This window comes from Azospirillum sp. B506, from assembly GCF_000333595.1.
Classification (GTDB): domain Bacteria; phylum Pseudomonadota; class Alphaproteobacteria; order Azospirillales; family Azospirillaceae; genus Azospirillum.
On the sequence record NZ_BADK01000336.1, the window covers coordinates 1 to 2,901 of the forward strand.

Sequence of the window (2,901 nt, forward strand, 5' to 3'; positions counted from 1 at the left end):
AGCGTGAGGTTGACGATGTCGCCCCCAGCACCGACAGCAGAAGCCGTCCGGGGCCAGAACGAAGAAGGCGCCGGCCAGGATCGCGAAATCGACGCCCAGCTGGAAATAGCCGGCGCGGATGCCGTAGGTCTCCTGCAGATAGATCGCCAGGATGTTGACGCCGCCCAGGCCGGTGCGGTGGCGGAACAGCATCAGCAGGCCGGTGCCGCACAGGCCGCTGCCCACCACCGTGGCATAGACCGGGTCGAGATGGGTGAAGCCTACCCATTGGTCGGTCAGGCGCGAGAACAGCGTCACCAGCGCCACGGCGATGAAGGTGCGGGCGGTGAACTTCCATCCCAGCCGTTTCCAGGCCAGCCAGTAGAAGGGCAGGTTGATCGCGAAGAAGATGATGCCGAACTGAAGCTTGGTGACGTAGCTCAGAAGCAGCGACAGCCCGGCGGTGCTGCCGGTCAGCAGCATCGTCTTGGAATAGATCAGCATGCCCAGCGCGATGAACAGCGTGCCCATCAGCATGGCGAGCGCGTCTTCATACAGCTGGTGTCGCTCCACCGCGGCGGGCGGGGCCTGGAGGGTCGCAGCCATCGTCGTCCGTCCTCAATTCGAACCCAAAAGTCTCAACGGAGTGCAACGAACTTCGCCACCACGTCGTCCACCTCGGCCGTCTTCAGGCCGGCGATGTTGATGCGGCCGGAGGTCGGCATGTAGATGGCGTGGTCGGCGCGCAGCCGCAGCACCTCCGCCTCGGTCAACGGCAGCAGCGAGAACATGCCCTCCTGCTCCGCCACCGCGGTCAGGGTGGGGAAGGCGCCGGCCAGACCGGCGGCCAGCTTGCGGCGGATCCCGGCGATGCGGGCGCGCATGAGGTCCAGCTCCGCGCTCCAGTCGGCTGTCAGGGCGGCGTCGTTCAGAATGGTACGGACCACGGCGGCGCCATGGTCGGGCGGCATCGAATAGCTGGTGCGGGCCAACGCCATCAGGTTGGACTTGGCTAGGTCGGCGGCAGCCGGCGCCGCGGCGACGGCGAAAATTGCGCCGGTGCGCTCGCGGTAGAGGCCGAAGGATTTGGACGAGGACACGGCAACCAGCGTTTCCGGAACGACACCGATCAGGTGGCGCAGCCCCTCAGCATCCTCGTCCAGACCGCGGCCGAGGCCCTGATAGGCGAGGTCGACCAGCGGCAGCACGCCCCGCTTCTCCAGCACGGTCGCCAGTTCCTTCCACTGGTCGAGCGACAGCGGCGCGCCGGTCGGGTTGTGGCAGCTGCCGTGCAGCAGGGCGACGTCGCCGGGCTGCGCCGCCTCGACCGCCGCGATCATGCGCTCGAACAGCACGGTCTGGCCGGCGGTGTCGAAGAAGGGATAGCTCACCACATCAAGGCCGGCGGCGGCGAAGATGCCGACATGGTTGGGCCAGGTCGGCTGGCCGACCAGCACCCGCTTCGAGCCGCCGCGCAGCACGAGGTCGGCCGCCAGCCGCAACGCGCCCGATCCGCCGGGGGTCTGCACGCCGGCCGCCATGACTTGTATCCCGGCCTTGCCGCCGACCAGCGACCACAACCGCTCCAGATACCCGGTGTCGCCCTCCAGCCCGAGGTAGGCCTTGCTGTCCTGCCCGTCGAGCAGCAGCCGTTCCGCCGCCTTGACCGCGCGGAAGACCGGGGTGCGCCCCTCCTCGTCCCGGTAGACCCCGACGCCGAGATCGACCTTGCCCGGCCGCGCATCCTGCTTGTACAGCCCGATCAGGGCGAGCAGGGCGTCGTCCGGTTGGCGGGAAAGCGCGTTGAACATGGCGGTTCGTCCGGTCCTTGGTGATGGAAAAGGCAGTGATGGCGGCCTTGAGGCCGGTCGCTGCGATCCTCTACTTTCGCGGCCTCCGGGACAATGGCGAATTCATATCGTCCGGTACGCTTGAGAATCGGGACAATTTGTGGTGTACACGATTGCCGGGCATCCCTGTTTCGGCGTGGTCGACGATCCTGCCGATCCGAATTCCCGTCCGGTCGCGGCGTTGCGTGCCTCCCGGGGCGCTCTGCCCAGGTGGAGAGAGCGCTTTATCTGTCCAAGCCCCAGTCCCGGTAACATTCCTTGATCGCGCGGATCGAGCACAGGCGAATTTTCGGCAGGGCGGCTCGATCGAAACGGGCAATGTTTCGGTTTCGGTTTCGGGGAGTGACCACGGCGATGTGATGGATCATTCCCCACTTGACGCTGTCGCGCTTGCCGTCCAGCGCACCGAGCCGTTCACGCTCGAACCAGGTACGTCGGAAATACCGCAGCAGGCTGACCGGCATTGAGATGTCCAGCATGATCAATCCCGTTGCCCGTGCGAAACGCTGCTGCACGCAGACGGAATAATTTCCGTCCATCACCCATCGGTCACCAGTGATGGCGTCGTCGTGCAAGCGGATGAATTCATCCTTCGGACGCGGTTCCCAGTCGGTGCCGGGCCGATGGTAAAGCTGATCGAGGTGGACGACCGTCAGGCCGCGCTTCCGTCCGATCGCTGACGCAAATGTGGATTTGCCGCTGTTGGACGGCCCCAGGATGCAGATGCGCTCACCCAGTTCTTCAAGTCGCATGGAGTCCGCTTTGCCCGCCAGATGCTGGTCCCTCCCGCCGTTCTTACGCATGGAGGCTGTCTGGTCCAGTGCAGCCAATGACTGGCCGGTTCATTGGGTGAAGAACATCGCGGCAAAAACGGCGATGGTGACCACGATCACCGTTACCAGACCGTTGCGTCCCAATGCGCGCTGACGGTAAAGCGCCACCGCGACCGTGATGACGGCGATGCTGGTCAGGATCANGCCGAACTTGGCTTCGGTCATGGCCGGTTGTCCTCGACAAAGGGGGTCAGTGCGGGCCGATCCAGCCCAGGGCGCCGACTGCTGTGACAAGCAGG

4 protein-coding genes are annotated in these 2,901 nt (G+C 65.5%); all 4 read right to left on the reverse strand.

Features of this window, described 5'->3' with window-relative positions; translation table 11 throughout:
- On the reverse strand, positions 1-585 hold a 585-nt coding region (locus tag I71_RS10310), incomplete at its 3' end, for a YitT family protein (RefSeq protein WP_244433745.1).
- A gap of 32 nt (positions 586-617) precedes the next feature.
- Complete coding sequence (locus tag I71_RS10315; protein WP_042694587.1) at positions 618-1,790, reverse strand: amino acid aminotransferase; 1,173 nt, start codon at positions 1,788-1,790, stop codon at positions 618-620.
- Between the two features lie 263 nt (positions 1,791-2,053).
- Positions 2,054-2,632: an AAA family ATPase gene (locus I71_RS10320; protein WP_244433746.1), complete on the reverse strand. Its 579-nt coding sequence runs from the start codon at positions 2,630-2,632 to the stop codon at positions 2,054-2,056.
- A gap of 39 nt (positions 2,633-2,671) precedes the next feature.
- Entirely contained in the window at positions 2,672-2,827 is a 156-nt protein-coding gene (locus I71_RS38755; RefSeq protein ID WP_199902156.1) for a hypothetical protein, read from the reverse strand.
- Positions 2,828-2,901: the final 74 nt, after the last annotated feature.